General features: G+C 59.3%; 10 protein-coding genes. 6 read left to right on the forward strand and 4 right to left on the reverse strand.

Going from position 1 to position 4,212, the window contains the following annotated elements; genetic code table 11:
* From AC1D00_RS29735 to AC1D00_RS29750, 4 genes are all read left to right on the forward strand, one after another.
* A partial coding sequence (locus AC1D00_RS29735; RefSeq protein WP_477013126.1) for a DUF6894 family protein occupies positions 1-227 on the forward strand: 227 nt, incomplete at its 5' end.
* Positions 228-276: 49 nt separating this feature from the next.
* Positions 277-495, forward strand: coding sequence for a hypothetical protein (locus AC1D00_RS29740; RefSeq protein ID WP_477013127.1), 219 nt, complete (start codon positions 277-279; stop codon positions 493-495).
* Positions 492-761 (forward strand): hypothetical protein, encoded by a 270-nt coding sequence (locus AC1D00_RS29745; protein ID WP_477013128.1) that lies wholly within the window; start codon positions 492-494, stop codon positions 759-761. Before AC1D00_RS29740 ends, AC1D00_RS29745 begins: the two co-directional genes overlap by 4 nt.
* Positions 761-1,051, forward strand: coding sequence for a hypothetical protein (locus AC1D00_RS29750; RefSeq protein WP_477013129.1), 291 nt, complete (start codon positions 761-763; stop codon positions 1,049-1,051). The genes AC1D00_RS29745 and AC1D00_RS29750 overlap by 1 nt, the downstream gene beginning before the upstream one ends.
* 281 nt (positions 1,052-1,332) lie before the next feature.
* On the opposite strand, the gene AC1D00_RS29755 is transcribed toward AC1D00_RS29750, so the two are convergent.
* A complete protein-coding gene (locus tag AC1D00_RS29755; RefSeq protein ID WP_404557632.1) occupies positions 1,333-1,500 on the reverse strand; it encodes a hypothetical protein in 168 nt (55 codons plus the stop codon).
* A 669-nt stretch (positions 1,501-2,169) separates the two neighbouring features.
* Positions 2,170-2,373: a hypothetical protein gene (locus AC1D00_RS29760; protein WP_477013133.1), complete on the reverse strand. Its 204-nt coding sequence runs from the start codon at positions 2,371-2,373 to the stop codon at positions 2,170-2,172.
* A gap of 334 nt (positions 2,374-2,707) precedes the next feature.
* Here AC1D00_RS29760 and AC1D00_RS29765 point away from each other — a divergent pair, with 334 nt between their 5' ends.
* A complete protein-coding gene (locus AC1D00_RS29765) occupies positions 2,708-2,902 on the forward strand; it encodes a hypothetical protein (RefSeq protein WP_477013130.1) in 195 nt (64 codons plus the stop codon).
* 74 nt (positions 2,903-2,976) lie between these two features.
* Here the strand turns inward: AC1D00_RS29765 and AC1D00_RS29770 are convergent, their stop codons facing one another.
* Positions 2,977-3,210, reverse strand: coding sequence for a cold-shock protein (locus tag AC1D00_RS29770; protein WP_477013131.1), 234 nt, complete (start codon positions 3,208-3,210; stop codon positions 2,977-2,979).
* A gap of 200 nt (positions 3,211-3,410) precedes the next feature.
* A complete protein-coding gene (locus AC1D00_RS29775) occupies positions 3,411-3,614 on the reverse strand; it encodes a hypothetical protein (protein WP_456619015.1) in 204 nt (67 codons plus the stop codon).
* Between the two features lie 368 nt (positions 3,615-3,982).
* Here AC1D00_RS29775 and AC1D00_RS29780 point away from each other — a divergent pair.
* Positions 3,983-4,212: SDR family NAD(P)-dependent oxidoreductase (locus AC1D00_RS29780; protein WP_477013132.1), on the forward strand; the 230-nt coding region annotated here is incomplete at its 3' end.

Consider the following 4,212-nt stretch of genomic DNA (forward strand, 5'->3'; position numbering starts at 1 on the left):
TTGACCTCAGAGAGGGTGACGAGATTTTCCCGGATGAGGAAGGTCTGGAACTCTCAACCTTAGCGAAGGTGCAAGAAGAGGCGGCTCGCTCGCTGGCCGATATGGCCCGAGATTCCGTCCGCAGCCTAGGGGGCGGTAGCCATCAGCTGTCGATTGAGGTCCGGGACGACAGCGGTCCGGTACTCCACCTCAAATTCACATTCGAAGTCGAACGTCGAAGGCATTAAGGTCGCCCTCGGCCAGTACCTATTCCGGCCAGTACCCAAAACGCTCGGCATGACTGCTCCCATCACGATCAAGCGCCACGAAGCCGTCCCCGGCACCGGCAGCTATGAGGTCCGCTTCGCGGACGGCCGGCCGAGCGTCTATTTCTACTGGGACGACCTGCCGGGCCGACGGCTTCGACCGGATCTGCTGACGCGCAGCGAGGCCGAGGCCAGCGCCAAGGAACTGGCCCGCATCGAGCGCGACAAGCTCGCCGGCGCCAGCGCATGAAGCACGTCGAGACCCGCCCCTTTGCAGATCCGCAAGTCGCCGCGCGCAAGCTCCTCGAGCTCGCCGCCGGCGTCGAACCCGTCAACGGGCGCATCCACATCGAGAAGATCAACGCGCCGTTCCTCTCCAAGAACGGTTGCAGGGCCACGGGCGCGGAATTCGGCGCCGGCATCGAATACGCGGTCGAGAAAGGCTGGCTCGAGCTGCATGAGAGCGGCACTTTTCTGAAGCTGCTGCCGCACGGCGAAGATCTGCTGAAGCGCTGATGGCCTGGTCCGCCGCGTTCGAGACGCCGATCGTGCTCGAGGGCGGCCGCGAACTGGTGACGCTGCTCGACGCCGGCGCCTACATCGCCGCGCTGCCGGCGGCGGCGCAGCGCCGGCGGGAATGGCAGGACGCCACCGAGGCGCTGCTCCTGGTCGCCGAGCGCAACGGCCCGACCATGCTCGCCCGTATCGGGGTCATGCGGGCGCTGAACAGACATTACGTCCCGGAGCTCAATCCCAAAGGCAAGGAACCGCATTGGGGACGACGCAAGCTGAAGCGGGATCAATGAAGAAGTCGCCAACTGAGGCGGCCTTTGGCGCCTTCAGCCGATGATCTTTGTAGCCGCGACAAGCACACCGAAGACGACTCCAGTGACGGCGAGGAAGGCGGCAAAATACCAAATGCGATGCATGCGGAGATAACCGCCACGCCGCTAGATGGTTCGGGGCAAGCTCCCCGCCCGGTCTGGTGGTCTAGGCCAATGATGGACGGGGAGCTGCGCGCCGGACCCCCGTCGCATGACAATGCTAGGAACGTGCCACGACAGTCATGTGAATCTGTCGGCGCGGATCAGTGGACGTTGATCTTATCCAAGGGGAGGTTCAGCGCCGCAGCGCGCTCCTCTCGGTCCTTCTTCCGAAACTCAATCTCTCGCCGCTCGAAATTGGCCATCTCCTCCTTGGCCGCCTCCAGCAGGCGATCACGCGGCGTCACTACTAATTGTGTGGGTTCCGTCATCGCTTACTCCCGTCTGGCGGTGCAGATACAGAAGGATTTGAGTCACGGGAAGGTTCACTGCCGCAAGATTACGGATTTATGACGGCGGTCGGATTATCCGCCGAGCAGCAGCAGGATTGCGGCTAGAAGCAGCACCAGGGCGATAGCCGGGACAACGATCCAAGCCGCTTCATTTCTCATGAGGCGAGATCCTTCACTGCGAAACCACAGTGGGCCAAAGCAGTCGGCTGTGTCTGTGGCAGCGAAAAATCAATTAGACGATTCACATATGTGCTTGCGAGAACCTTGAGGATCGGGAAAAATCGGCAATCCGGGGCTGGCTAGGCATTTGATCTCGGAATTATTGAAACCCGGACGGGGGCCGCTGATGGCGAGTCGGCGGCCCTTGTTTGTGAGGAACGACAAGGCGGTTGCCAAGTTTTCCCGATGCCCTTCCCCAAGGGCATCCTGAGGGGCCCCAGCTCCAACGCCCCCCCCTACCCCGCGAGCTGGGGCTTTTTTTGTTCCACCATAGGGAATTTCGCGCCGCTACCAATCCTCGGAACTACCTCAAGCTCATCGCCAGCGGTGACGTGGACGAGAGCATGCTTCACAGGAGGGCTTTGTGAAGCGCCAAAAGAAGCGGATTGGGAAACGATGCAAAGAGAGAGGCCGCCAACTGGGGCGGCCTTAGTTCTTCGTGATCGGCTTGGGTGGTTCTTCCGCCATCGCCTTTACATCAATAGGGGGAAGTTCCTCAGTGCGGTCCTTTAGGTCGGCCGCCCGCTGAACCAAGCCGGCCGCAACCGTCGGGTCCTTTGTTGTTTTAGCCATGCGCAGCAGCGTCGCTGCGGCCTCGCGGGCGAAATAATTGGATCGCGGCACCGATCTCATCCGATATTTACCCCGCGGGGATGATTCAATCCGCGTCATTCCGTTCCTTGGTTGAGTACAAAAATGCACATAGCGACAAAAAGACCTCAGCTCCGGGCTGGCGCCAAGCTGAGGCCTTCTTGTGTCGGGCATCACGTTGTCGAGGCGTGATTCCAGATGGTCAACTTTGGATTTTGGTCTTGGTTCCCGGTGCCGTTCTGTTCTTCTAGGATCAAATACCTTGATCCTTCGCAGCTGTTCCACCAAACGATACGGTGTAAGGTTCCTTCCCCTCGGAACGCGCGCGCTTCCCTGAGCGTTTTAACCAGCAGATCTTCACATCGGGAGGACGTTCATGAAACGCCACCGGTTCAAACAGGATAGAGCGCGAGGCGAACGGCTCATCGAAGAAGCGAGGTTAGCGAGGGAAAAGGCAGATCAGTTCCCGGCAGGGGCAGCGGCGCGTGAAGAGATTTTGAAGAAGGCCCGCGACGCCGCCGCCCACATCGACGGATGGCTGAGATCGCCCGGCTTGCAGCCGCCGAAGTAGACACCCGAATAGATCACGCTTGCACGAAGCCGTTCTCGACGTCGGCAGCGAGCGCGGAAGAAATCCGCGACGATCTATCGGCTGATCAGCTGACAAGATTCCTGGATACCGACTCGCAACTGACTGGCTGTTACCTTGCCAGCAACGGAAGCGAGCTCGTAGCTGACTCTTTGCCCTTCAATCAACGTCGAAATGCCGACTTCCTCGACGGCGGACATATGAACGAATACATCCTTGCCTCCGCCGTCGGGCCTTATGAAGCCGTAACCCTTAAACTTATTGAACCAGACTACGAAACCGTTAGCCAAAGTTCCTCCGGCATCCCCATGCTCTAGAACGTGTACTCAGAGTTCGATATCTAATCGCAACGCTTCGGCCAGTACCCATCGTCGCATGAAATCAGCGCGCCGGGCTCGCCGCCGGGCCAGCGGACATCAGGCTGGGCGGCTAACGGCCCCGAACCTCTCACTCAAAAGTTGACCTGAACCGCAGCCCACCAACTAGACGATTATGCGGCAGCGTATGCCAAATACTCGTTTAGCACATGCTCTTTGATCGCCTCTGGCTCCCGTTCCCCTTGCGAAGCAAGCCACAGAATGCGCTCCGCAACTTCCACCGCAGAACGATGCTGCTGTCGGGTGAAGGCCGGGGTAGCGAGCACTTCATCAAGAATGGTGCGTAGCATTTGCACTGTAGGTGTGTCGTACGCCATGTGACCAATATCCGAATACTAAACAATGTCTCAAAGGCAGCACCGGCAATATAGAGCGCAAGCGGTCTCGGTCGATCCGGCCAGCAATCTGCCGGAAATGAAAATCTAAGGCGGTTTGATTGCGCTTCTGTGACAGCGAAGCAGCCACCTAGGGCGAGTATTATAAACCCGATCAGCCCGCGCGGAGGTAGGGCCGTGTCGGGTCAGTCTTCAAGACCGGACATGGCCAGTTCGCCCTAGCTAGTCGGCTAAGGGGCAGCAGCGGACTTTGGGAAAGATCAGACAACCGTTGTACCCACCCGTCCAACAGCGTTAGCTTCCGATGAGCTTGCTCTTGTCTGTGCCGGGGCGAAACGGAGCCGAGGAAAATGGACCTGCAACTTGCCGGGAAGAGAGCACTTGTAACTGGCGCAAGTCGGGGAATCGGGCGCGCTATCGCCGAACGCCTCGCAGCGGAAGGAACAAACGTTGCGATTTGTGCACGTAACCCAGAAGGTGTTCAGGATACGGTCAAGTCACTTGCGTCCAAAGGCGTAGCGGCTTGGGGCAGGTCTGTGGATGTAAGAGACACAACAGCTCTTCGGGATTGGGTCGAGGG

It is taken from the genome of Bradyrhizobium sp. P2_E8, from assembly GCF_056403875.1.

Excerpts from the sequence above, each read along its gene's own strand:
- AC1D00_RS29740 (WP_477013127.1), top strand. The coding sequence starts at position 277 with ATGACTGCTCCCATCACGATCAAGCGCCACGAAGCCGTCCCCGGCACC.
- AC1D00_RS29745 (WP_477013128.1), top strand. The coding sequence starts at position 492 with ATGAAGCACGTCGAGACCCGCCCCTTTGCAGATCCGCAAGTCGCCGCG.
- AC1D00_RS29750 (WP_477013129.1), top strand. The coding sequence starts at position 761 with ATGGCCTGGTCCGCCGCGTTCGAGACGCCGATCGTGCTCGAGGGCGGC.
- AC1D00_RS29755 (WP_404557632.1), bottom strand. The coding sequence starts at position 1,500 with ATGACGGAACCCACACAATTAGTAGTGACGCCGCGTGATCGCCTGCTG.
- AC1D00_RS29760 (WP_477013133.1), bottom strand. The coding sequence starts at position 2,373 with ATGAGATCGGTGCCGCGATCCAATTATTTCGCCCGCGAGGCCGCAGCG.
- AC1D00_RS29765 (WP_477013130.1), top strand. The coding sequence starts at position 2,708 with ATGAAACGCCACCGGTTCAAACAGGATAGAGCGCGAGGCGAACGGCTC.
- AC1D00_RS29775 (WP_456619015.1), bottom strand. The coding sequence starts at position 3,614 with ATGGCGTACGACACACCTACAGTGCAAATGCTACGCACCATTCTTGAT.